Origin of the sequence: Kribbella yunnanensis, assembly GCF_039529655.1 — a bacterium.
GTDB classification, from domain to species: domain Bacteria; phylum Actinomycetota; class Actinomycetes; order Propionibacteriales; family Kribbellaceae; genus Kribbella; species Kribbella yunnanensis.
In genome coordinates this window covers 426,525-450,725 of record NZ_BAAANF010000003.1, presented here as the reverse complement: position 1 = coordinate 450,725, position 24,201 = coordinate 426,525, and the positions used below count along the sequence as shown (strand labels likewise).

Annotated in this window: 21 protein-coding genes; 11 read left to right on the top strand and 10 right to left on the bottom strand. The window is 68.6% G+C overall.

From position 1 onward, the window contains the following. The first annotated feature begins 51 nt into the window (after positions 1–51). From ABD231_RS06715 to ABD231_RS06695, 5 genes are all read left to right on the top strand, one after another. On the top strand, positions 52–2,580 hold the full coding sequence (locus ABD231_RS06715) for a YfhO family protein (protein WP_344146648.1): 2,529 nt from the start codon (positions 52–54) through the stop codon (positions 2,578–2,580). Positions 2,581–2,622: 42 nt separating this feature from the next. Continuing rightward, entirely contained in the window at positions 2,623–3,414 is a 792-nt protein-coding gene (locus ABD231_RS06710) for an AfsR/SARP family transcriptional regulator (protein ID WP_344146645.1), read from the top strand. 71 nt (positions 3,415–3,485) lie between these two features. Next, positions 3,486–6,209 (top strand): ATP-binding protein, encoded by a 2,724-nt coding sequence (locus ABD231_RS06705; RefSeq protein ID WP_344146642.1) that lies wholly within the window; start codon positions 3,486–3,488, stop codon positions 6,207–6,209. Positions 6,210–6,257: 48 nt separating this feature from the next. Beyond that, positions 6,258–7,055, top strand: a complete 798-nt coding sequence (locus ABD231_RS06700) for an alpha/beta fold hydrolase (protein ID WP_344146639.1) — start codon at positions 6,258–6,260, stop codon at positions 7,053–7,055. Between the two features lie 124 nt (positions 7,056–7,179). Continuing rightward, complete coding sequence (locus ABD231_RS06695) at positions 7,180–8,637, top strand: glycosyltransferase family 87 protein (protein ID WP_425554151.1); 1,458 nt, start codon at positions 7,180–7,182, stop codon at positions 8,635–8,637. Between the two features lie 79 nt (positions 8,638–8,716). Here the strand turns inward: ABD231_RS06695 and ABD231_RS06690 are convergent, their stop codons facing one another. Continuing rightward, positions 8,717–9,646, bottom strand: a complete 930-nt coding sequence (locus ABD231_RS06690; protein WP_344146633.1) for a threonine ammonia-lyase — start codon at positions 9,644–9,646, stop codon at positions 8,717–8,719. Between the two features lie 116 nt (positions 9,647–9,762). Here ABD231_RS06690 and ABD231_RS06685 point away from each other — a divergent pair, with 116 nt between their 5' ends. Beyond that, complete coding sequence (locus tag ABD231_RS06685; protein ID WP_344146630.1) at positions 9,763–10,023, top strand: WhiB family transcriptional regulator; 261 nt, start codon at positions 9,763–9,765, stop codon at positions 10,021–10,023. 18 nt (positions 10,024–10,041) lie between these two features. On the opposite strand, the gene ABD231_RS06680 is transcribed toward ABD231_RS06685, so the two are convergent. From ABD231_RS06680 to ABD231_RS06665, 4 genes are read right to left on the bottom strand one after another with little or no spacing between them, the layout of a single operon-like run. Next, complete coding sequence (locus ABD231_RS06680; RefSeq protein ID WP_344146627.1) at positions 10,042–10,890, bottom strand: ATP-grasp domain-containing protein; 849 nt, start codon at positions 10,888–10,890, stop codon at positions 10,042–10,044. A 5-nt stretch (positions 10,891–10,895) separates the two neighbouring features. Beyond that, positions 10,896–12,287 (bottom strand): MptA/MptB family glycosyltransferase, encoded by a 1,392-nt coding sequence (locus ABD231_RS06675; RefSeq protein ID WP_344146624.1) that lies wholly within the window; start codon positions 12,285–12,287, stop codon positions 10,896–10,898. Further along, positions 12,284–13,543 (bottom strand): DUF2064 domain-containing protein, encoded by a 1,260-nt coding sequence (locus ABD231_RS06670; RefSeq protein WP_344146621.1) that lies wholly within the window; start codon positions 13,541–13,543, stop codon positions 12,284–12,286. The genes ABD231_RS06675 and ABD231_RS06670 overlap by 4 nt, the downstream gene beginning before the upstream one ends. Then, entirely contained in the window at positions 13,540–14,190 is a 651-nt protein-coding gene (locus ABD231_RS06665; protein ID WP_344146619.1) for a glycosyltransferase family 2 protein, read from the bottom strand. The genes ABD231_RS06670 and ABD231_RS06665 overlap by 4 nt, the downstream gene beginning before the upstream one ends. Positions 14,191–14,314: 124 nt before the next feature. Between ABD231_RS06665 and ABD231_RS06660 the strand changes: the two genes are divergently transcribed. Both ABD231_RS06660 and ABD231_RS06655 read left to right on the top strand, forming a co-directional pair. After that, positions 14,315–15,013 (top strand): response regulator transcription factor, encoded by a 699-nt coding sequence (locus tag ABD231_RS06660; protein ID WP_344146617.1) that lies wholly within the window; start codon positions 14,315–14,317, stop codon positions 15,011–15,013. After that, complete coding sequence (locus ABD231_RS06655) at positions 15,010–16,191, top strand: sensor histidine kinase (RefSeq protein WP_344146614.1); 1,182 nt, start codon at positions 15,010–15,012, stop codon at positions 16,189–16,191. The genes ABD231_RS06660 and ABD231_RS06655 overlap by 4 nt, the downstream gene beginning before the upstream one ends. An 83-nt stretch (positions 16,192–16,274) precedes the next feature. Here the strand turns inward: ABD231_RS06655 and ABD231_RS06650 are convergent, their stop codons facing one another. Continuing rightward, positions 16,275–17,165: a LysR family transcriptional regulator gene (locus ABD231_RS06650; RefSeq protein WP_344146611.1), complete on the bottom strand. Its 891-nt coding sequence runs from the start codon at positions 17,163–17,165 to the stop codon at positions 16,275–16,277. 71 nt (positions 17,166–17,236) lie between these two features. Here ABD231_RS06650 and dapA point away from each other — a divergent pair, with 71 nt between their 5' ends. Beyond that, complete coding sequence (dapA, locus tag ABD231_RS06645; RefSeq protein ID WP_344146609.1) at positions 17,237–18,145, top strand: 4-hydroxy-tetrahydrodipicolinate synthase; 909 nt, start codon at positions 17,237–17,239, stop codon at positions 18,143–18,145. 28 nt (positions 18,146–18,173) lie between these two features. Here the strand turns inward: dapA and ABD231_RS06640 are convergent, their stop codons facing one another. The 3 genes from ABD231_RS06640 to ABD231_RS06630 form a co-directional block, all read right to left on the bottom strand. Continuing rightward, positions 18,174–19,100, bottom strand: coding sequence for an NADP-dependent oxidoreductase (locus ABD231_RS06640; RefSeq protein ID WP_344146606.1), 927 nt, complete (start codon positions 19,098–19,100; stop codon positions 18,174–18,176). A 106-nt stretch (positions 19,101–19,206) separates the two neighbouring features. After that, positions 19,207–20,238: an NAD-dependent epimerase/dehydratase family protein gene (locus ABD231_RS06635; RefSeq protein ID WP_344146603.1), complete on the bottom strand. Its 1,032-nt coding sequence runs from the start codon at positions 20,236–20,238 to the stop codon at positions 19,207–19,209. Beyond that, complete coding sequence (locus ABD231_RS06630; RefSeq protein ID WP_344146600.1) at positions 20,235–21,029, bottom strand: S-methyl-5'-thioadenosine phosphorylase; 795 nt, start codon at positions 21,027–21,029, stop codon at positions 20,235–20,237. Before ABD231_RS06630 ends, ABD231_RS06635 begins: the two co-directional genes overlap by 4 nt. Before the next feature lie 86 nt (positions 21,030–21,115). Between ABD231_RS06630 and ABD231_RS06625 the strand changes: the two genes are divergently transcribed. Together ABD231_RS06625 and ABD231_RS06620 are read left to right on the top strand one after the other, a co-directional pair. Continuing rightward, positions 21,116–21,601, top strand: coding sequence for a hypothetical protein (locus ABD231_RS06625; RefSeq protein WP_344146597.1), 486 nt, complete (start codon positions 21,116–21,118; stop codon positions 21,599–21,601). Next, entirely contained in the window at positions 21,598–22,560 is a 963-nt protein-coding gene (locus ABD231_RS06620; RefSeq protein WP_344146594.1) for an RNA polymerase subunit sigma-70, read from the top strand. Before ABD231_RS06625 ends, ABD231_RS06620 begins: the two co-directional genes overlap by 4 nt. On the opposite strand, the gene ABD231_RS06615 is transcribed toward ABD231_RS06620, so the two are convergent. Beyond that, positions 22,542–24,197, bottom strand: coding sequence for a bifunctional 3'-5' exonuclease/DNA polymerase (locus ABD231_RS06615; RefSeq protein WP_344146591.1), 1,656 nt, complete (start codon positions 24,195–24,197; stop codon positions 22,542–22,544). The genes ABD231_RS06620 and ABD231_RS06615 overlap by 19 nt on opposite strands. Between the last annotated feature and the right edge of the window lie 4 nt (positions 24,198–24,201).

The window sequence follows — 24,201 nt, the reverse complement described above, 5'->3', positions numbered from 1 at the left end:
TACTGGCCGCTCTGCCCCGAGCCACGAGTACGACGAATCACGGGGGAGCCCTTGCGAACGTGGCGAGCCTGGCGCTGGGCCCCTGTGCCGGCGGCCGCTCTGGCGGCTGCGGCGACGTTCGTCGCGTCGGGCATCATCCGCGGCACGTATCCGTTCGGTGCGTTGCCGCGGAACACCAACGACCTCGGCCAGCAGTTCGTCCCGATGCATGCCTATCTGCGCGACCTGCTCACCGGACAGGCACCGGGTGACTTCCTGCTGAACTGGTCCAGCGGGTACGGCGTCCCGTTCATCGGCGACTTCATGGGCTACCTCGGGACCAGCCTGTCGTGGATGGTGCTGCTGTTCCCGCGGGACCGCATCGACCTGGCGATGTACGTGATCGCCATTGCTGCGATCGGCGCCGCCGCGGCCGCCATGACGGCGTACCTGCGCTTGCTGAAACCTGCCGGGCCGCTGTGGCTCGCGGCGCTCGCCGGAGTGTCCTACGCGACCTGTGGCTGGGCGATCGACGATGCGGCGTACATGACCGAGTGGCTGAACGGTCTGATCGCTTTCCCGGTGATCTGTCTGCTGTGTGAGTGGATCTGGAGCAAGCGGTCGCTGACAGCGCTGGTGGTGACGCCGTTCGTCGTTGCGCTGCTGTGGATGTCGCACTTCTACACGGTCTACATGGCGACTCTGGGCGCAGCAGTGGTTGTGCTGGCCCGGGTGCTGTCTGATCCAGACGGTGGTTTGTTTACCCGTCGGGTTGAGGGCGGGTTCCGATGCCTGGTGGGAGTTGGCGTGGGGATCGCACTGGCCGCTCCGCTGCTGTTGCCGACGTACTGGCTGGTGCAGACGGCGACACCGAGTCCGGACGAGGTGTTCACGCCGCTCGGCTGGACGGAGTTCCTCTCGCGGTTGCTGCCGGGCTCTGAGGGCGTTGGCACGTCACCCGGGCTGGCTGTCGGCACCCTGATGCTCCTGCTCGCGTTGAGCTTCCCGTTCAACCGTGCCGTGCCGGGGTCGGAGCGGTTCATCTGGACTGCGTGTGTGGTGCTCACTGTGGTGAGCCTGCAACTGCAGTACCCGCACAGGGTGTGGCACGGGTTCGACTCACCGAACGGGAGCCCGTACCGGCAGGCGTTCGTGGTGGCCGGGATGCTGGTGGTGCTGGGGTGGATGTCGCTCGCATCCGGTGTGCGGAACCTCCTGGCGGTGGCCGTGCCGCTGGTGCTGGTTGGCGCACTGTTCGCGCAGGTGTCCGACCTGCCGACGATCACACCGACCACGCGCGACGTCGTACCAGTGGTTGCCGGTGTCGCCGTACTGGCGTTCCTGCTGACGCGGTGGCGTCCGGGAAAACAGCTGTGGGTACGACGGATCGCGGCGGGGCTTCTGATCGCTGCCGTGCTTGTCGAGACCACGTTGTCGTCGGTGGCGATCGACGAGGCTCGGTCGAAGTTCATGCGCGACTACCAGCCGTGGGGCGCCAAACAGGAGTCGATTCGCGCACTGGTGCAGTCTGCCGAGGACTGGCCGCAGCAGCGCGTCTCTGCGAGCCAGTACACGACTGTGAACGACCCGATGCTGATTGGCGGTCAGGGCGCCGAGTACTACACCAGCACGATCCAGCAGTCGTTGTCGGAGGCACTGGTCGACCTAGGCTTCGGCTACAGCTCCTATGGCCGGGCTCCGATCGATCCGAAGAACCCGGTGATCGACTCGGTCTTCGCGGTCGGTGCGCGAGTGCAGGAAGGGCCGCGGGGGACGTTCACGCTGATTAAGCGGCAGGCGGGTCCGTTGGTGACACTGCGACCGGAGAAGCCGTGGGAGTCCACGGATCCCGGCGCATTCGGCGTACAGGAGACTGCTCTGGGTGCTGATGTCTACACCGTCCCGAAGGTGCAGGTGCGTGCGTCCAAGGGCGCTACGGCTGCACAGCGGGACTGGGGGATCGGTATGCGGCCGCTGCCGGGTGCTGATGATCCTGTGGAGCTCAGACTGACCGCCTCCTGCCAGCCGGGGGACGGTGTCTATCTGCGCGGCCCGGAGTTCGTCGGCGACGTGATGATCAGTGGTGACGGCTGGCGGCAGGTGCTGAAGCCTTCGGCGAAGCGCCCGGGTACCTATACCGGCGCTCCGGTGCTGTGGGTGGGCAGGGCGCGCCCCAACGGCGTGGCCGATGTTCAGATCCGGGTGTCCGGGCCGACCCGGCTGCCGGTCGGCGCGATCGGCTGTCTGGACCCGGAGCGGCTGAAAGCAGCGGTTACCGCGTTGCAGGGCAGCAAACCGGCTGAGGTCGAGGTCGGCGGGCATGACGTCGTTGCGCGGTTCAAAGCCGGGCAGGCTCGGACCATGGTCCTCGGCGTCGTGAACACACCGGGCTGGCAGTGCTCGGTCGACGGCAAGGCCGCCAAGGCTCCGGAGTCGCTGTCGGGGCTGATCGCCGTACCGGTCGGGCCCAAGGCGCGGAAGGTGTCCTGCAACTACGTGCCACGCGGTCTGGAGGCCGGACTGGTCCTGGCGGTCGGCGCACTGGCTGTTCTGTGCGCACTGGCCGGGATCCTGATGGTCAGTGAGAGGCGTCGACCGTAGGTTTGCAGGTGGATTGCAAGGTCCGCGGACGACTGTGTTCGCATGACGACAGTCAGCGTGGAGCAGCGGCTCTCGTGCCGAGTGATCGGCCCGCTGGAACTCGAGGTGGACGGCGCAGCGTTGGCGCTCAACGGCGTGCAGGCACGACGTCTGCTGGCTGCGCTTGTCCTCGCGGAAGGCCGCCCGGTGTCCGACCCGGAGCTGGCGGACCTGATGTGGCCGAACGGCTGGCCCGAGAACGCGCGGAAGGCGTTGCGGGTGTTGGTCTGGCGGTTGCGGACCGCGCTGGGTGCAGCTGGGGAGCGCCTGGAGCGAACGCCATCGGGGTACTGCTTCGCGGTGCCCACCGACCACCAACAGTTCGCCGACCTGGTCGCATCTGGTCTGTATCGGTTGTCCATCCGCGATGCGATCGGTGCGATCCAGGACCTGGAAGCTGCCCTGGAGCTCTGGCGGGGTGAGCCCTGGCAGGACCTGGCCGGCTCTCCGGCGGTGGTCGGCGCACGGACCAGACTGGTCGAGCTGCACGAGCTGGCCCTGGAGGAGGTCGAAGCTGCCCGCCTGGCCTTCGGCAACCCCTGGGTCGCTCTGCGGTCGTTGACCCGACTCGTTGCCGACAGCCCGTACCGGGAGCGCCGGTGGGAGCTGCTGGCACTCGCCTACCTGGAGACGGGCCAGCCGGAGCGGGCTGCCGCCGAATTGCGCCGGTTCCGGGCACTGCTCGCCGATCAGCTCGGTCTGGATCCCGGACCGGCCCTGGTGGCGCTGGAACGGCGGTTGGGCCCACCACCGCAGGCGCCGCGCCCCCGCCCGGCCGCCTGGCGCTGGAGGTAATGCCTAGCGCGGCCGTCGGGCGCCGCTATGGTGGCCGGGTGCTGGAGTGCCGGGTTCTGGGGCCCGTTCGAGTGCTGGTTGACGGGGCCGCGGTCGAGGTCGGGGGAGCGCTGCCCCGGCGGTTGCTGGCTGCACTCGCGCTGGCGGACGGCAAACCGGTCTCCGACGACCGGCTCGCCCAGGCGATGTGGGACGACCAGCCACCGGCCAAGGCAGCGGCCGCGATGCAGGCGTACGTCTCGAGACTGCGGTCCGCCCTCGGGACGACGTACCGGGATCGGCTGGGCCGCACACCGGCTGGCTACTTCCTGCACGCCGACGAGATCGACGTACGGCGTTGTGGCGAGCTGATCGAGGCTGCGCGCGGCCAACTGGCCGGAGACCGGCCGGAGCAGGCCCGGACCCGGCTCACCGAGGCACTGGACCTGTGGCGGGGTGAACCGTACGCCGAGCTGCCGGATGAGATCGCTGGGGCAGAGCGCGGGCGGTTGACGGAACTGCGCGAGGTGGCGCTGGAGGACTTGGCGGCCTCACGGCTCGGGACCGGGGACGCGGCCGAGGCCGTCGTACAGCTGGAGCAGTTGGTTCGCGAGCAGCCGCTGCGTGAGCGTCGCTGGGCGCTGCTCGTGCTCGGGCTCTACCGGTGCGACCGGCAAGGTGATGCGCTCGCGACACTGCGCAAGGTGCGGTCGTTGCTGGCCGAACAGCTTGGCGTCGATCCAGGGCCTGAACTGCTGGAGCTGGAACGACAGGTGCTCGCGCACGACCCGCGACTGCGGTTGGCCGCGCCGATGCGTGTCGTACGGCCAGTGCCGATCAGGCGGCCGTTGACGACGTTCCTTGGCCGCTCTGCCGAACTGGCGGTCCTCACATCGCGACTGGACCGGCATCGGCTCGTGAACCTGGTTGGCCCGGCCGGAGTGGGGAAGACGCGGCTCATGGTCGAGTACCTGGCCACGCTGGGGCCGGCTGCTGATCCCTGGGCGGCCCGGCTGGCCGACGTACCGGACGGGTCTGGTGTCGCTGCCGCCGTGGCTGATGCGGTCGGTGTGGTGGTCACTGGTGATCCGGTCGCTGCGATCGTTGACGGGATCGGTACGGCGTCGGCGTTGCTGGTGCTGGACAACTGCGAGCACGTGGTTGCGGCAGCGGCCGAGCTGGTCGACCAACTGACTCAGAGTTGTCCGGGGCTGCGGATACTCGCAACGAGTCGTGAGCCGCTCGGTGTCGACGGTGAGATCACTGTGTCGGTCCAACCGTTGCCTTGGACCACTGACGCTGGTGAGCCCGCTGTTGAGCTGCTGGTGGATCGCGTGCGGGCAGTGCGACCTGGCTGGGAGCCGAACCCGGGTGAGCTCGTTGCTGCCCGACGGATCGCTACTGCGCTGGACGGTCTGCCGCTGGCCATCGAGCTGGCGGCCGCACGGGCCCGGGTGCTCGGGCTCGGCGAGATCGCGGACCGGCTCGACGACAGGTTCGCCGTACTGGGACCGGTGCCGCGAGGTTCACTCGCGTGGCACACGACGCTGGAGGCTGCGATCGGCTGGAGTGTCGATCTGCTCGATCCGGCTGACCGTGAGCTGCTGCTGAAGCTCTGGGCGTTTGAGGGTGGTTTCACGCTGGAGGCGGCCGAGACGATCTGGCCGGGCCGGGAGACCGCCGTACTGGAGTCGCTGTCCGCTCTGGTGACGCGGTCGGTGGTAGTGGCCGACACATCGACCGAGCCGACGCGGTACGTGCTGCTGGAGAGCATCCGTGCCTACTGCCGCAGCATCGACCCGGATCCGGCTGAGACACGGCTGGTGCAGGCCCGCTGGGTGCGGCTGCTCGCCGGACGCTGTGCGGACTCGATCCGCGGCACCCAAGCAGGCGCCTTCGTGCGCATGATGAGTCGTGAGCTGCCCAACCTGCGGGCCGGCTTCGCCCATGACCTGTCCGCCGACCCGGACACAGCGCTGCTCACTGCGGTGTCGTTGGGCGTCTACCTGTACCGCGGGGTTCACCACGGCGAGGCGATTCGGATGCTGCGTTCGGCGCTCGCTGCTGCGCCCGACGCCTCGGTGCTCGATCGGATTCGGGCACTCAACACACTGACGGCGCTGACGTACTTCTCGGGCGATCAGGCGGGTACGGCGGAGCTGGTCGACGTGGTGCTCGACCTGATCCCGCAGATCGCGGCTGACGCTTCGCCCCGCGACTATGCCGAGGCCCTGTTCTTCCTGGCGATCGGATGTGCGCTGACTGCGCCGCTGAAGGTCACGCAGGAGGTGACTGGGCAGCTGATCGAGTACTGCGAGCGGTTGGGGATCGAGGTGATGATCCCGGCCGCCATGTCGGTCCGGACCGTCGCATTGCTGAAGCAGACGACCGACAGCGCCGCGATGATCGAGTACGCCGATGTGTTGCAGGAGCAGAGCCGCGGTTGGAACAAGGGCTGGGCCAATCAGGTCGTGGGGGAGCTGTACCTGCGGCACCCGTCGCTGCGGCCGGACTCTGCTGAGCGGGCGCTGGCTGCGCTTCGGACTGCGCTGGCACGGTTCCTGCTGCACGAGGACTACCCGTATGCGCTGAACACGTTGCGGATCGGTGCACTGGCATTGGTCCGGGTCGGACGGCCGCTGGAAGACGCCGTGCGGCTGCTGGCCGCCGTACAGGCGCATGCAGAGCGGCTGGGCCTCAAGACACCGGGGCTCTACATCGTCGGTGAGCCGTGGGTGGAGCGGGAGCTGGGGCCGGTCGAAGCGCAGGAGCCGGTCCCGTGGAGCGCCATGGTTGCGATGCTCGCCGACGACTGACTCTCTGGTGCAAGTGCGTTGCAAGGCGTGCTCGGCAGTCTGTGCGGCATGGAGTTCGTGACTGGGACTGGGGAACGCCGGCTGGACTACGTACGGCGTGGGCGGGGTGCGCCGCTGTTGCTGATCCAGGGCATGGCAGCGCATCACGAGTTGTGGGGGGACGAACTGCTCTCCGCGTTGGAGGCCAGGTTCGACATCGTCGCGTACGACCATCGGGGGATCGGGCGTGGTGACCGGGCGGACGAACCGTTCACGGTGGCGGACCTGGCCGACGACGCGGCCGCGGTGATCGAGTCGGTGGGGTGGACCGACGCGCACGTCCTCGGGGCGTCGCTCGGCGGGATGGTGACGCAGGAGCTGGTACTGCGGCACCCGGGGGTCGTGCGGTCGATCGCCCTCGGGTGTACCTGGGCCGGCGGATCCCGGGGGGTGATCTCGGAGACGTCGCGGCGGATGGTCGACGCGATCGCCACCCGGGACGTCGAGCACGGACTACGCACGAGCTTCGAGGCGAACCTGTCCCGCAGATACGCCGCGCAGGAACCTGGCGCTCGCGAGATCTACCGTCGTAGAGCGCTCTCTGTGAAGGTCCCGGTACCCGTCGTGCTGATGCAGTGGGCCGCGGCTCAGGCGCACGACACCACGGGCCGGCTCGGCTCGATCGACGTACCGGCGCTGATCCTGCACGGCACCGCCGACGCTGGGATCCCGGTAGAGAACGCTCTCCACCTTCACGATCTGTTGCCCGCGGCGCAGTTGGAGCTCTTCGAGGGCGCCGGTCACCTGTTCTGGTGGGAGGACCCGGAGCGCACCGCGGCGCTGCTGATCGCCCATTGCGCCGGCTGATCTCTGGGCACGGTTGCGCGGAACCTATTCCGGTCCAGCTCGCGTCCTTCGGCGTGGGGGTGGTGTTGCGCCGAACGATGGGTGGGTAACCTGCCCTGGTCGTTGGCTGATCGGATAGGAGATGATGCCGACCGTGACCGAACCAGGAAGCCAGCCCAAGCATGACCGGCTGCCGCCGTCGGAGGCCGATCCGGCCGTCGCGGGGCTGACCGTCGGGCTCGGTGGCCGGTCCGGCCGGTTCTCGCGGCTCAGCTCGTCCTGGTGGACGCCGCTGCGGATCGCGCTCGCCGTGTGCACGATCACGTTCGCGCTCGGCGTGCTGCAGAAGGCGCCGTGTATGGACGCCGGCTGGGACCGGCAGAGCTGGCGGCCGTTCAAGGCGCTGTGCTACTCCGATGTCGGCTTCCTCTACCAGGAGCGCGGATTTGCCGAGGGCAACCGGCCGTTCCTGGACACCGGCGACTACCCGGTCCTCGAGTACCCGGTGCTCACCGGCGCGTTCATGGAGGTCGCGGCGCAGCTCACCTGGCTGGTCACCGGCGACCCGAAGACGGACCTCACCGCCGAGCAGAAGCGCGACACCGCCGGTGTGTTCTTCATCGTCAACATCGCGCTGCTGTTCCTCTGCGCGCTGATCACCGTCGGGCTCACGGTGGCGACAGCACGTGGCGTCGCATCCAAACCCGGCGCCGCTCGCGGCCAGCCCCTAGATGCCCTGTACGTCGCCGCCGCGCCCGTGCTCGCGGTGACGTCGACGATCAACTGGGACCTGTTCGCGGTCGCCCTCACGGCCGGGGCGATGTTCGCCTGGTCGCGCGGCAAACCGATCTGGTTCGGCGTGCTGATCGGGCTCGGGACCGCGGCGAAGTTCTATCCGTTCCTGCTGCTCGGACCGCTGCTGATCGTGTGCCTGCGCGGCCGCAAACTGTGGCCGTTCGTCCAGGCGGTGGTCGCGGCCGTGGTCGCCTGGGGTCTCGTGAACGCGCCGATCTACCTGCTCGCGAAGAACGAGTGGCTGTCGTTCTGGACGTTCAACGACGCACGGGAGAGCGATTACGGCTCGATCTGGTACGTGCTGAAGCTGGCCAAACACGAGGTCGCCGACGTCAACCAGCTCAACATCGTGATCTTCGCGGGCCTGTGCCTGTCGATCGCGATCCTCGGCCTGATGGCGCCAAGACCACCACGCTTCGCCCAGCTCGCGTTCCTGGTGGTCGCGGCGTTCCTGCTGATCAACAAGGTCTACTCACCGCAGTACGTGCTCTGGCTGCTGCCGCTGGTCGCGCTAGCCCGGCCGCGGTTGCGGGACTGGCTGATCTGGCAGGCGTGCGAGTGCTTCTACTGGATGCTCGTCTGGATGCATCTCGCGCAGTTCCTGCAACCTGGCAACCCGGATGTCCCCGATCGCATCTACTGGCTGTCAGTCATCCTGCGGATGGCCGGCACGCTCTGGCTGATGCTGGTCGTCGCTCGCGACATCCTGCTGCCTGAGAAGGACCCGGTGCGCCAGGGTGATCTCGTCGACGATCCAAGCGACGGCGTGACCTCGAAGGCTCGGCCCCGAGAGCTCGCTCCCGCCTGATCTCCGCGGAGAGCGCTCTCTGTGATCAGAGGGCGCTCTCTCGTGGTCAGACGGGTCAGCCTCGCGATCAGCTTGGCGGTCAGAGGTTGAGCTTGGCGACGTCCAGGTTGCCGCCGCTGACGACGGCAGCGGTCACGCCGTCGAGCTGGATCTTGCTCTCCAGCAACGCCGCGAACGGCGCCGCGGCTGCCGGCTCCAGCGCCAGCTTGGTGCGCGACATGACGAGCCGCGTCGCCGCGAGCAGCGCGTCCTCACTCACTCGTACGACGTCATCGACGTACTGCTGGATGAGCGGGAAGTTGCGGGTACCGCAGATCGGCGCGGCCAGCCCGTCCGCGATCGAGCGTGCGGTCGGCAGCCGCTGCGGTTCGCCGGCCTCGAGACTCCGGCTCACGACATCGGCCTGCTCCGGTTCGATCCCGATCACGCGGATCCCGGGCTTCACGAGCTTGAGCGCCAGCGCGACTCCGGAGATCAGCCCACCACCGCCGACCGGCACGAGCACGGTCTCGAGATCGGGCCGGTCCTCAAGCAGCTCGAGCCCGAGGCTCCCGTGTCCCGTGATCACCTGCTCGTCGTCGAACGGATGAACCCCGGTGAGATCGCGCTCTCTCCGGATCCGCTCATAGGCCGCGAGCAGATCGCCATCGACGAGTTCGACCTTCGCGCCGTACCCGCGCGCCGCATCGACCTTCGCCGGTACGGCGGTTGTCGCCATCACCACGGTCGCCGGGATCCCTGCGTCCCGGGCTGCCCAGGCCAGCGCCCCGGCCGCGTTCCCCGCTGACACGGTCACGACCCCGCGCTCGCGCTCCTCGGGCGTGAGCTGCAGCAGCTTGGTGAGCAGTCCGCGAACCTTGAAGCTCCCGGTTTTCTGGAACAGCTCGGCCTTGAGCACGAGCTCTCCACCGAACTGTTCGTCCAGCGCAGACGAACTCAGCATCGGCGTCCGGTGGATGCGACCGCGCAGCTGCTCAGAGGCAGTGCGGATCTCCTCGAGTGTGGGCATGGCCCGACCCTATGCCGACGCTGTCACCGGCCCTTAAGTGCAGTAAATTCATCGACAAACGACCGTATTCTGAGACGGGCCGCGGAGAGCGCTCTCGGGGATTTACCGTCGTTGTCATGAGGCCGATGCTGACCGTGATCGTCGATCCCAACGACCGTTGGATGGATCGTGCCGCCTGTAGCGGGCAGGCCGGTGCGTACGACGAGACCGCGACCCGTTTCGAGCAGCGCAAGGCGCGCGAGCTGTGCCTGACCTCATGCCCGGTGCTGAACGAGTGCTACGAGTGGGCGCGCCGGACCCGGTACACGGGCACGGCGGCCGGGATCACGTTCCTGGACGGCCGCCGACGCGGTCACCCCGAGTCGGCGGCCAGCTGACCAGAGTCGGCCAGCTGATCAGAGCCGGGCGGCGATGGCGGCGACGAGGCTGTCGGCCGCCGCCGGGTGCTCGGGGATGAAGAGATAGGGCTCGATCAGTTCGAGCTCCATCAGCAGGAATCGGCCGTTGACGACGACCCCGTCGACCCGGGCGTAGGTGGGCTGAGAACGCGCCGCGGAGAGCGCGATCTTGGCGCTCTCGAGGATCTCGGGCGTCGGTTCCTCGACCGCGACCGCGCCACCGAACATGTGCTGCACCCGGTAGTCACCAGCTGCCGGGCGCTTCACCACCGCGTGGCTGTACTCGCCGTCGAAGAAGAGCAGGGACCACTCGCCGGCGGTCTGGATCTCGGGCAGGAACGGCTGCACCAGGTACACGTCGTCGGGCAGCTCCGTCATCGCCTGGTCGAGCTCCGTCGAGCCGGCCAATCCGCGGACGGTGTTGAATGCCGCCCCGCTCACGGTCGGCTTGATCACGATCTGCTGACCGTCGAGCCCGGCGACGACCTCACGCAGGCACGCACCGGCCGCGACCTGCGACGGGACGATCGCGACGCCCTGTTCGCGCAGTTCGAGGAGGTAGCGCTTGTCGCTGTTCCAGCGGACCAGGTCGGTCTCGTTCAGGACCAGTACGCCGGACTTGTCGAGCAGCCCGAGCCATTCGGTGAACTCGACCTGCCGCTTGTAGTAGTCCCACACCGAGCGCAGCAGCACGGCGTCGTACGCGGACCAGTCGATCGAGGGGTCGGTCCAGACCACCGGTTCGGGTTCGAGGCCGGCCGCGCGGAAGGCGTCGAGGAGCGAAACCTCGTCCGGCAGCAGATCCGGCCAGTCGGCCGAGGTTGCGATCGCGATGCGTTTGGTCACGCTGCTCAGTGTTGGTTGGCGGTCAGCCTCGCGTCAAACTGCTTTCCGGCGACTGAACGGTGACGGAAAGTAGCGGCAGTGGTAACGATAACAACGGCGGCCAGATAGATCAGGCCTTGCCGGCTGTCGTGACCGACAGTCGCGTAGGCCAGGTACGCCGCCAGTGGTACGGCGATCCATTCGGGCCGCCGAGAGAGCGCTGCCAATGCGATCAGCGGTACGCCGTACCAGGGGTAGGTGGGAGTCGCGATCAGCAGTGCGGCGCCGTACAGCCAGCAGCAGGTGACGGCCAGTGGCTCGCGGCCGCGGCGCCAGAACGCGAGCACAGAGAGCGCTCCCGCGACGAGAACGGCGACGAGCTGCCGAGCCTCAGGAGGCAGCAGGAGCGAGAAGATCGCGAACCGCGTGCTGCCGTCGGAGAACCCTTCCTGGGTCAGGTAGCCGGGCAGGAAACCGAGTACCAGGGCACCGGAGGCCACCAGGTACGGGAGGTAGCTGGAGAGGAAGGTGCCGAGGGCAACGACCGACTGACGGATCCGGAACGCGGGCAGCAACAGCAGCGGCAACAGCTTGACGCTCGCGGCCGCACCGAGCAGGATCGCGGCCAGCCGGGGGCGGCGAGTTGCGACCAGCACGGCGGCCGTGATGAGCAGCGCACCGAGAACATCGACATGGGCCGCACTGCCGGCCTCGAGAACCACAATCGGTGACCAACCCCACAGCGCCGCCCAGCGTCTGTCCCGGCCAGTTGCGGCGAGTAGCCAGGTGAGTGCAACCGCGAGCAGACCGGCCGCGATCTGCAGCCCCAGCGTTCCCGCGGACCACGGCGTGACGGCCGCGACCGAGGCGAAGTACACCTGCGCGATCGGCGGGTAGATCGTCGGCACCCGCGGCCGGTTGATCCGGGTCCGCGGATCATCGGCGGCAAGCGCCGACACCGCCGCAGGATCCGTCGGAACGCGCGGGGGAGCGCTCACTCCCGATCTTTGCTCCGGCGACAACCCCGGGAACAGCAGCGGATCCCGCAAGTCCGCCAGTGCGTCATCCAACGGAACATGCGAGTACGGCGAATGCCCGGCCAACTGCACGCGCCCGTCCCACACGTAGCGGTACGAATCCGTGCTCGTGATCGGCGCATGTGTCAGCCCCGGGACCTGGCACAGCGCCGCAACCACAACGACCGCGGCAACCCCGAGCCCGCGCCCAAACCGCCAGATCGCCCCGCCCACCAGCAGACACCCGAGCACCAATGTCAGATTCGGCCACCAGTTGACCGCGTGTGCCCAGATCGTGAGTACGGCGGTCCCAACCGCCGTACCAGCGATCAGCCAATGGCCTGCGGTGCGCCTCTCGGGCCGCCTCAGGGGCGCCGCATCGGGCGGCTCATTGGGCGTCATGCGGTGCGGCGGAGGGTGAGAAAGGCCCGGTGTGGTGTGCGCCAGTCCTCGATCGGGTGCAGGGCGGCAGCGCGCGCGTGCCGGAGCAACGTGCGACTGCCGATTCTTGCCCACGGCAATGGTGTCGACCGGCGGCCGCTGGAACTGCGCAACACGATCGGGGCGGTGTCGTCGAGGTCGTCGTCGGGATCGACCTCGACCAGGACAAGACCGTTGGGCCGCACCAGTTCGGCGCAACGGCGCAGCAGATCAGCCGGATCACCACCGATCCCGATGTTGCCGTCCATCAACACCACGCTGCCCCAGCGCCCCTCGGCCGGCAGCCGATTCTGCACCGGCCGCTGCAGCGCGACCGCACCTCGCGACGTGGTCAACGAGATTGCCTGCGGCGACACATCAACGCCGAGTGCGGGGATCCCCTGCTCGGCGAGCGCTGTCACGATCCGGCCGGGACCGCAGCCGATGTCCAGCACCGGTCCCTCACATCGGCTCAGTGCGAGCCGATCGACCTCGTCCGCCGGGGACTGCCAGCGGTCCAGTTCCGACAGCGATGGCAGCGTCCGCCCATCGATGCCGGTGGCAACCACTCGCGCCGTACCGCCGAGCGCCTGCTCGAACAGCATCGCCGGATGCGCCGTGTGCTCCAGCCGCCGGAACAATCGCGACATTCGCAGCGCCGGATATTCCGCGGCGATCGCCGCCGCATCCCATGGAGTGTCCATGTCCCGCAGAGTCGGTAACTGAAGAACGCGCTTTCCGCGTTTCTCGAGACGCATCAGCTGATCGCGGCCGGTGTGATCGGTCGACATCGGTACGCCGATCAGCGCCTGATCGTCCGGTTCGCGGAGCCCGAGACACCAGTACCCGCCATCCTCGGTCAGCCCGAGAACGGCGTCGTACCCGGGCCAGTTGAAGCCCAGCAGTTCGGCCGGCAACTGCGGTGTGTCCATGCCGACCAGCAGCATCGGCGATCCGTCGAAGGAGTCCTCGAAGGCAGCCGCCAGCCGTTCGTCGAGACCGTCGCCACGCTGCCGGATCACCTCAAATCCCGGCGGCAGCCACGGCCCCGGCCGCCCCTCGAGAACCAGCACCCGCCGCGCTGCCGGAGCCGCCCGAACCGTGTTCAACGTGTCGACCAGCGAAGCCCGCGCAAGTGCAGCCGCCTCCCGCGGCGTGAACTCGCTCTGCAGCCGAGTCTTGACTCGCCCCGCAACCGGTTCCTTCGCGATCACGATCAGCGTGCCCGTCGGGGTCATGCCTTCAGCACCTTCGACATGTCCAACACTGCTCGCGCGGCACCGATCGGCGTACCGGTGACCTTCGAGCGACCCGAACGTGGCAGGTAGTCGACGTCGACCTCGGCGATCCGCCAGCCGGCGTCCGCCGCCCGGACGACGGTCTCGAGGGGATAGCCCGAGCGCCGATCCGTCAGCGCGAGGTCCAGCAGCGCGGTCCGCCGAGCGGCGCGCATCGGCCCGAGATCGTGCAGGAGAACACCCGTCCGTTTCCTGATCCGCCGGGACAGCTCAGCATTCGCCAGCCGCAGATGCCACGGCCAGACCGCCCGAGAAACCGCTCTCCGACGGCCGACCATGAGATCCACGTTCCCGGCCAGAACCGGCGCAGTCACCCGGACGAGCTGGCGCGGATCCAGCGACGCGTCGGCATCCATGAACGCGACCACGTCGGCCTCGGCCGCCTCCAGGCCGGCGTGACACGCGGCGCCGTACCCACGGATCGAGCACCGTACGACGGTCGCCCCCAACCCCTCGGCGATTTCGGCCGAACCATCGGTCGAACCGTTGTCGACGACAACAGCCCGGACACCGTCCGGAAGCCGGGTGAGTACCCAGGGCAGAGCCGCGGCCTCGTCGAGGCACGGCAGTACGAGATCGACATCCACCCTTCGACCGTAGGGACGATCGGGGGTTCCAGGTGGCTGCCGGCGGCTACAGATCGCTTACGGTGAGCGCTCTCCCGGGGTCCGGGTCCAGCGCCGGGGCGGCCGGAAGTCCTACGCTCTGACCGTGGCTACTCGTGTACTCGTGGTCGATGACGACCCGACCGTGTCCAACGTCGTCTCGGCGTACCTGACCAAGGCCGGGTACGACGCTCGCGTGGTCGCGGACGGAACCGCTGCCGTCGAGGTCTGGCAGCAGTGGAAACCCTCGGTCGTCGTCCTGGACGTGATGCTGCCGGGCATGTCCGGCTTGGAGGTGCTGCGCCGGATGCGTGCGTCCGACGACGGCGCCGCGGTGATCATGCTGTCTGCGCGCGGCGAGGAGGAGGACCGGCTGGTCGGCCTCGAGTTCGGCGCCGACGACTATGTGGTCAAGCCGTTCAGCCCGAGAGAACTGACGCTGCGCGTACAGGCGATGCTGCGGCGCGAGGAGCGACTGGCCGGCCTCGACCTCACCCCGACCAAGCTGAGCGCCGGCCCGATCACGATCGACACCGCGGCCCGGATCGCGATGCTGGATGGGAGAGCGCTCTCGCTGACGCATCGCGAGTTCGACCTGCTGGCGTACCTGGTGTCGCATCCAGGAAAGGCGTACACCAAGGCCGAGCTACTGCGCCGCGTGTGGGGCTGGGACTTCGGCGACTCATCGACAGTGACCGTCCACGTACGCCGGCTCCGCGAGAAGATCGAGGCGGACCCGTCCGATCCGCAGCTCGTGCTGACCGTGCCGCGCACGGGCTACCGGTTCGCGGGAGAATCCGAATGAACCGCGACACGATGACGATCCTCGCGCTCACCACCTTGTGGACGCTGGTGGTCGCGGTTGTCGGCGGCGTGATCCTGTACCAGTTCCGGCGCCGTTCGCTACGGGTCACGATGATCGTCGCCGCCCTGGCGCCGATGGCCGCGGCTCTCGCCGCGGTACTCCAGAGCGTGCGGGCGATGTTCATCTCCGAACACGACTCGTGGGTCGTTCTCTGGACACTCGCCTTCGCGGCCCTGCTCGGACTCGGCATGTCCGTCCTGCTCGGACATTGGATCAGCGCGGGATCGCGCGATGTCGGACAACGCTTGCGGCGACTGGGTACGACGTACGAACCCTCGGATCGCCAGACTGGCGCCGTACCGGCGGAGTTGGCTGCGCTGACCGACGAACTCGAGATGACGCGCGAGAAACTGGCCGCGTCCCACGCGAGAGAGCGCGCTCTCGAAGCGAGCCGCCGGGAACTGGTCGCGTTCATGTCCCACGACCTCCGGACGCCACTGGCCGGACTACGAGCGGTCGCGGAAGGCCTCGAGGACGGCGTGATCGACGACGTACCGGGAGCGCTGCGGCAGATGCGGTCCACGGTCGATCGAATGACCGGGCTCGTCGACGACCTGTTCGAGCTGTCCCGGCTGTCGGCGGCCGCCTTGCCGCGAAAGCGGTCCGCGGTGAGCCTGCGCGAACTGGCCGAAGACGTGGCCGGCGAAAACAGCGAGCATGCTCGAGCCTCGGGAGTAGAGCTCACCGTGTCGACCCCAGTAGGCGACGATCGCCTCGCCGTACAAGGCGATCCGGACGAACTGACCCGCGCGGTCACGAACCTGGTCGGCAACGCGATCCGCCACACAACCCGGGGCGGAACAGTCACCCTGGCCGTCGATCGCGAACCCGACGGCCGCGTGCGCCTAGCCGTGACCGACGGCTGCGGCGGCATCCCCGCAGACGACCTGGAACGCGTCTTCGACATCGGCTGGCGCGGCGACGAGCAGCGAACCCCAGTACCAGCATCCGCCCCCGCCTCGACCGAACCCGCATCCTCGGGCGGCGGCGGCGGCCTGGGCCTGGCAATAGCTCGCGGCGTCGTCGAATCCCACGACGGCCAGATCGGCGTCACCAACATCGCCGGCGGCTGCGCCTTCCAGATCGACCTTCCCCCAGTCCCCGCCAACGTCGGCTAACGCGCGTCTCCAGAGACCTGGAGGTTCGCGCGGTCAGGCCGGGGCGATGGATCTTCGGGAGGTCCATGGCCGCCAACGCCACATCACACCAGTCCGTCGCCCAACCGCCCTCGCCCCGCTGCTGTTTTGAGGGCGGAGCGGGCGGCTGTGATTGCGGGGTGGTTGGTGGTGCCTTGGCGGTAGGCGAGGTGGGTTCGGCGGTGGATTGGGAGGGGGGTGAGGCTGACGTTGGGGGGTGGGGTGGTGATGGCTAGGTCTGGGACGAAGGCGGCGCCTTGGTTGGCGGCTACCAGGGCTAGGACGGTGGTGAAGTCGTCGGCGTGGTGGCGGATGTGGGGGGTGAAGCCGGCGGCTTCGCAGGCTCTGATGGTGAGGGTGTGGCAGAGGGTGCCGGGGGTGCCGGCGATCCAGGGGGTGTCGCGGAGGCCCGTTAGCGGCTGGGGATGGCGGGCGGCCAGGTAGACCGCTTCTTCTAGGAGAGGTTCGGTGTGCAGGCCGGGGTGGGGCTGGGCTGGGACGTGGTCGTATTCCTGGACCAGGGCGATGTCCACGGCCTCGGTGCGGAGGGCGTCGGGGACTGAGGCGGGGTCCAGTTCGATGACGGTGAGATCGAGGCTGGGGTGTTCGGCGCTTAGGGCAACTATCGCCGGGGTGACGACGGCCGGGATCGCGGTGGGGAAGGCGCCGATCCGGAGAACGCCGGAGAGCGCTCTCGCTGCGTTCTCCAGGGCGGTCTCTGCTGTTGCCAGCAGCGCGAGGATCGCCTCGGTGTGCTCGACGAGGCCTTGGGCGGCGGGGGTCAGGGTGACTCGGCGGCCGGTGCGTTCGAGCAGCGGTACGCCGGTTTCGCGTTCCAGGGCGGTGAGTTGCTGGGAGACCGCGGAGGGGGTGTACGCGAGCGCCTCGGCGACGGCGGCGATGGTGCCGCGGCGGGCCAGTTCGCGGAGCAGGCGGAGTTTGCGGACGTCGAGCATAAGGGGAGCTTACGCTCAAGGGTAGAAATGTGAACTGGACCTGATGGGCGGTTCCGGGTGATCGTCGGACCATGGCGTTCACAGGACTCTTCGTACCCCTGATCACTCCGTTCTCCGAGGACGGCGAACTCGCCGGAGACGCGCTGGAAGCGCTCTCTCATCGCGTTCTCGACGAGGGCGCGACAGGCCTCGTTGCCCTGGGCACCACCGGAGAGCCGGCCACCCTGACACCGCAGGAGCGCCAGCGCGTTCTCGAGATCTGCTCGGCCGTCTGTACTGAGCGGAATGCCCCGCTGATCATCGGCGCGGGCTCGAACTCGACCGCTGCTTCCATCGAGGAGCTGAGGACGAGCGGTCGTACGGCGAGCGCAGCGCTGGTCGTGGTTCCGTACTACACACGGCCGTCCGAGGAAGGAGTCATCGAGCACTTCCGGCAGCTTGCCGCGGCGAGCCCGGTGCCGCTGGTGATCTACAACATTCCGTACCGGACCGGACGGACGCTGAGTGCGGAGACGTTGATCCGGCTCGCGGAATTGCCGAATGTCGTCGGGTTCAAGCACGCGGTGGGCGGGATCGACGAGGACACCATCACCTTCCTGAGCCGCGTCTCTTCAGACGTGAGTGTCCTGGCCGGCGACGATCTCTTTGCCGGTCCGATGCTGGCGCTCGGGGCCAGCGGGGGAATCCTCGCCAGCGCAAACGTGGCACCCCGGGCGTACGCCGACCTGATCGCGGCCTGGCGGACCGGCGCGCTGGAGAACGCCCGAGAGAGCGCTCACCGACTGGTCCCGCTGGCGCGCGCACTCTTCGCCGAGCCGAATCCGGTGGTGATCAAGGCGGTTCTCGCGGCGCAAGGCCGGATCCCGACTGCCGACGTACGGCTGCCCTTGCTGCCTAGTGAGCTGGCAACCGACCCAGCCAAGCTCAGCCAGGTCCCGGCGCTGGCCGAGTGGTTGCGGCCAAGCTTGCAAGAAGCCTGAGACTGTCAGTGGTCACCGGGTACTGAGGTCAGAGTCGGAGGTCGATGACGAGCTTGCCTGTTGCGTGACGGGATTCGACGAGAGCCAAGGCCTCGTCGGCGTGGTCAAGCGGGTAGGTGGCGGTGATGTTGGGGTCGAGTTGTCCGGTCACCATCAGCTCGGCGACTCGTTCGAGGCTGTCGCGGTCGAGGCGACGGTGGACAGTGACGCCACCGAGTTCGGAGACCGAGGGCTCGCCGACGGCGATCAGGAGTTCGGGCTTCTTCGCTAGGTCGGCGACGCTGCGCAGGGAGTCTCCACCGACCGCGTCCACGACTGCGTCGAAGCCGTCGGGAGCCAGGGACCGGAGCTGAGCGATCACGTCGCCGGAGCTGTAGTCGACGAACTTCGCCCCGGCGGTAGCCACGAGGTCGCTTTTGGCGGCACTGGCTGTGCCGGTCACCACGAGGTCGCGATTGCGTGCGAGCTGCGCCAGGGCGAGTCCGACGCCACCACCGATGCCGTTCACGAGCAGCGATGCGCCGGCAGGCAGTTCGAGTTGGTCGAGAATGTCGAGCGCGGTCGTGCCGGCGACCGGGATCGTTGCCGCCCAGGTCTCCGGCAATGCGTCGGGGATGCGGGCGGTCGACGTACCGAGCAGGAGCGTCGTGCCGACGTACGTGCCGGCGCCGGTCAGGGCGAATCCGGTGACCCGGTCGCCGACCGCGAGGCCGCTCACGTCCGAGCCGAGGGCGATAATGGTGCCGGCGGCCTCCATGCCGAGCACCTGCGGGAAAGGCAGCTCGCCATTCAGCCCGGGGACGTGTCCGGAACGCAGGTGATGATCCAGCGGATTGACTCCCGCGGCCGCAACCCGGATCAGCACCTCGTCCGGACCTGGCGTCGGATCGGCTCGGTCGAAGAACTCCTGAACCTCGGGTCCGCCGAACGCCGTGTACCCCAGTGCCCTGCTCATCGCAGATCTCCTCCTCGCTCCGAGCCCGCCGATCGAGCCGGACGAAGCGAAGCTATTCCCTCACATCAATGTGAGAGGCAATCCGCTGTGATGCAGGACACCTGGACTAGTTGCCGCTGGCAAGCAGATCGGCGAGGCCGGTACGGAGATCGAGAGAGGGCTTCCAGCCGAGCTCGTCGCGGAGCTTGGCGGAGGAAGCAGTGATGTGGCGGACATCGCCCAGGCGGTACTGGCGGGTGACGACGGGCTCTGGACCGTCGTAGGCGCGGGCTAGTTCGGCGGCCAGGTCGCCGATGGTGCGGACGGTGTCCGTGCCGACGTTGTACGCCGTGGAGGGCGGCTGCTGGGGGAGCGCTCTCGCGGCCGTGGTCACGGCGGTGGCGATGTCATGCACGTGGATGAAGTCGCGGCGCTGGCGACCGTCTTCGTAGACCCTCGGTGCTTCGCCGCGTTCGAGGGCTGAGCGGAAGATGGCGGCAACACCGGCGTACGGCGTATTGCGCGGCATGCCGGGGCCGTAGACGTTGTGGAAGCGGAGCGCGGTGACTCGGCCGCCGGTTTCGCGGGCCCAGGACGCGGTTAGGTGTTCGCCGTTGAGTTTGCTCGCGGCGTACGCGTTGCGGGGATCCGGGGGAGCGCTCTCTGCGATCAGGCCGGGGCGCAGTGGGCAGTCGCAGAGCGGGCAGGGCGGGTCGAACTGCCCGGCGTCCAGATCCTCCGGCCGGCGTGGACCCGGCGCGACCTGGCCGTGCCGGTCGCAGTCGTAGCGGCCTTCGCCGTAGACGACCATCGAACTGGCGTAGACGAGGTGGCGGATGTTCGCGCTGGCGAGTTCGCGGAGCAGGACGGCGGTGCCGAGGCTGTTGCTGGAGACATAGTCGTCGATGTCGTTCAGATCGACGCCGAGGCCGACCTTGGCGGCCAGATGGATCACGGTGTCGATACCGGGGAGCGCTCTCTGAAGATCTTCGGCGTTCCGGATATCGCCGACCAGCAGATCGTCGCTCGGGGCCGGAGGCGTCCGGTGAACGTCGGGGCGGAGGGAGTCGAGCACGAGAACGTCGTGTCCCTCGGTGGTCAGCTGGGTGTGCACATGCCGCCCGATGAAACCGGCGCCGCCCGTCAACAGAACCCTCATCGCACAACCACCTCATCACGCCGGCCCGCGTCAGTGGATTCCACCGCGTGGTGGCAGGTGCAGTCGGTGGTGGAGGAGGGGAGACGGGGGATTACTTGGGTGAGCAGGGATTTGAGGCGGTCGATGCTTTCGGCGAAGACCTTGTAGACCTCCGCCTCCGTCACGCCTTCGCCTTGCTGGAAGCCTGCGTCGTGATCGGTGACGACGGCGAGCGAGGTGTAGCAGAGGCCCAGCTCGCGGGCGAGGGCTGCTTCGGGGGCGCCGGTCATGCCGACGACGGACCATCCCTGGGCGGCGTGCCACAGGGACTCGGCGCGGGTCGAGAAGCGCGGGCCGTTGATGACCACCATTGTTCCGCTCGGTACGACGTTGCCGGTGGCAATGATCGTCGCTCGGCCGACCGGACAGTACGGGTCGGCGGCCGACGTGTGCACAGCAGCGTCGTCGTACACGGTCTGCGGCCGGCCCCACGTGCGGTCGACGTACTGATCGGGGACGAGGAAGGTGCCGGGGGTCAGCGAAGGGCGCAGCGAGCCGACGGCGCACGGAGCGAGGACCTGACGGACGCCCAGTGCGCGCAAGGCCCAGAGGTTGGCGCGGTAGTTGACGCGGTGCGGCGGGAAGCGGTGGTCGGCGCCGTGTCGCGGGATGAACGCGACCGAACGACCGGCGACCTCCCCGACGACCGGGGGTTCGCTGGGCGGCCCGAACGGCGTACTGACCTCGACACGGCGCGCGTCCGCCAGGAACGAGTAGAAGCCGGAACCACCGAGCACACCGATATCAGCCATGAATCCGACGCTAAATGCGTCCGGACCGCCGATGACGCGATTCGGCCGGACCGTGAGCGCTCCGTAAGGGGTGGTCCAATGTTGCAGTGAAGGTGACCACGGCATTGCTCGCGATCGGCCTCGTGCTGCTGCTGTTCGGCGGCTACGCGAGCTGGACCGCGGGCCGCCTGGACCGCCTGCACCATCGTGTCGAGCTCTCCCGCGCCGCACTGGAGACGGAGCTCGTCCGCCGCGCCGCACTGGTCGCAGAGCTCGCCGGAGCGGGGATCCTGGACCCGGCCTCGTCGCTACTGCTCCTCGATGCCGCGCACCGCGCGCGCACTGCGTCGCCTGACGACCGCGAGCAATGCGAGTCCGCGCTGACCCGAGCAGTCAACGCGACCGGGACCAACATCGAGCCATGGTCGAGTGAGCTGGCGCTGGCGATGCGCCGGGTCCAGCTGGCCCGGCGCTTCCACAACGACGTCGTCGTCTCCACCCGCGACCTCCGGCAGCGCCGCATGGTCCAGTGGCTCCGACTGGCCGGGCGCGCTCCGATGCCGGGCACCATCGAGCTGGAGGACGGGCGTTGACGGACTTCGAAGCCGAGCTCGAGCGCTACAGGCATGAGCTGCGGGTGCACTGCTACCGCCTGCTCGGTTCGTACGACGAGGCCGAGGACATGGTGCAGGAGACCTTCCTCCGAGCGTGGCGCCGACGCGACACCTTCGAAGGCCGGTCCAGCGTCCGCACGTGGCTCTACCGCATCGCGACCAACGCCTGCATCGACGACGTACGGCGCCCGCAGCGAGTCCTGCCGCACCAGCTTGAGCCCGCGTCGTTCCCGGCCGCGGCTTTGCCGGCCCGAGACGACCTGCCTTGGCTGCAGCCGTTCCCCGATGTGTTGCTGGACCGAGCCGAAGAGCCGGACGCCCAGCTGGTACGACGGGAGACGATCGAACTGGCGTTTCTGGTCGCGATCCAGCACCTGCCACCGCGACAGCGCGCCGTACTGATCTTCCGTGATGTCCTCGGCTGGTCCGCCAAGGAAACCGCAGCGGTGATGGACCTGACCATTGCTGCGGTCAACTCGGCACTCCAGCGCGCACGGCCGGTACTACGCGACCAGCTGCCACCGCATCGGGTCGAGTGGACCGCTACGCCGTCGACCACTGAGGAGCAGGCGTTGCTGCGCAAGTACGTCGATGCGTGGGACTCGGGCGACCTGGATGCGCTGACCGCGCTCATGCACGAGGACGTGCGGATCACGATGCCGCCGTACCCGTTCTGGTTCGAGGGGCGTGAGGTGGCGCGACAGACGATCGCCGTGAACCTGGACCCGGCGTACCGGGGTCACTGGCGCTACCTGATCACCTCCGTCAACCGTCAGCCCACGCTCGCCGCCTACCTGCGCGAGCCGGGCGACACGGTCTTCCGGCCGTTCGGTCTGGACGTCTTCCGGATCGAGGGCGGGCTCATCGCCGAGCTGACCGCGTTCGAACGCACCGACTTCGACCGCCATGAGCTGCCGCCCTACTTGGCCTCCGCATAGGTCTTGACGGTCGCGGTGCTGAACGCGAACCGGGTCGGAGTAGGACCAAAGGTAAGCGTGCCGGCCAGGTCGCTGGCGGTCTGGATCGCCGCAGCAACCTCAGGGGCCTCCTCGGTCGGACAGTGCACGATCACCTCGTCGTGCTGGAAGAAGACGAGCTCTGCCTTGAGCGGACCCAACGCCTGCCGCAGCGCCGCGAGCATCAGCAACGCCCAGTCGGCCGCGCTGCCCTGGACGACGAAGTTCCGGGTGAAGCGGCCGCGGGCTCGCGCATGCCGCGAGTCGGTCTGCGGCTCGTCGACCGGTGGCCCTTCGAGGGTGGCGTCGTCGAGTGGCGCGCCGCCCGGCGGACAGGTGCGACCGAGCCAGGTCCGGACGAGCTTGCCCTCCTCACCCGCGCGGGCGGCATCGTCGACGTACGCGACCGCTTGGGGGAATCGCTTGCGGAGCATGGCGAGGTTCTTGAGCCCGTCACCGGAGGTCTGGCCGTAGATCGCGCCCAGTACGGCGAGTTTGGCCATCGCGCGGTCGCCGGAGAACGCCTGGTCCGACACGGCTTTGTAGAGGTCACCGGGATCACTGGCGACCTCCATCAGCGCGCGGTCCCGGGAGATCGCAGCGAGGATCCGCGGCTCGAGCTGTGACGCGTCGGCGACCACCAGACTCCAGCCGGGGTCAGCAACCACTGCGCGCCGGATCACCTTGGGGATCTGCAGACCGCCACCACCGTTGGTGATCCAGCGCCCCGAGACTGTGCCGCCGGGGACGAACCCGGGCCGGAAGCGGCCGTCGTGCACCCAGTCGTTGAGCCAGGACCACCCGTTCGCCGTGTAGATCCGGTAGAGCTTCTTGTACTCGATCAAGGGCTCGACGGCCGGATGATCGATCGTCTCAAGCTCCCAGCGCCGCGTGGTCTTCAGCTGGTACCCGGCCTGTTTGAACGCCTTCAGTACGTCGGCCGGCAGGTCCGGCCGGACCCGGCGCCCGAACGCGGCCGACACCTCGTCGGCCAGCTCGGTCAGCCGACGCGGCTCACCGGTCCCACCGAACCGCTCACCGAGAAGCTCGGTCAGCATCTCGCGATGCGCCGACGCACTCCACGGGAGACCGGCGCGATCCATCTCGGCGGCGACCAGCATCCCGGACGACTCCGACGCTGTCAGCAACCGCATCCGATCCGGGTGCTCCGCATCCCCGTGCCGCCGGAGCTGATCGGCGTACACGCTGAGCAGCGCCTCGAACGCGATCGGCTCCTCCTGGATCTCGAAGAGCGACGACTGCTCACCCGGTACGACCGCCCGCAGCGGCGGGTCAGGTGGGACCGGCGCACCGCTCATTCTGGCCCAGGCGGCCGCGGCAGACCGTGGTTCGCCGAGGCGGCCGGCGTGACCGAGCAACAGGCCCTCACTGTTCTCGATGTCGTAGCAGCGCTCGACGCGGACGCCGCTCGCGAGCAGGCGCGGGTAGATCTCGGCCGAGGCCCGCCACACCCATCGCGTCACCTGCGGCCGCGAGCCGACCGCGGCGGCGAGATCCGGCTCACGCAGTACCGGGCCGGCAGGCTGCCCGTCCGGATGCAGGGCGACGAGCACCGCCCCGCCACCCTCCTCCGGCGCAATCGCCCACCGCTCATCCATGTCC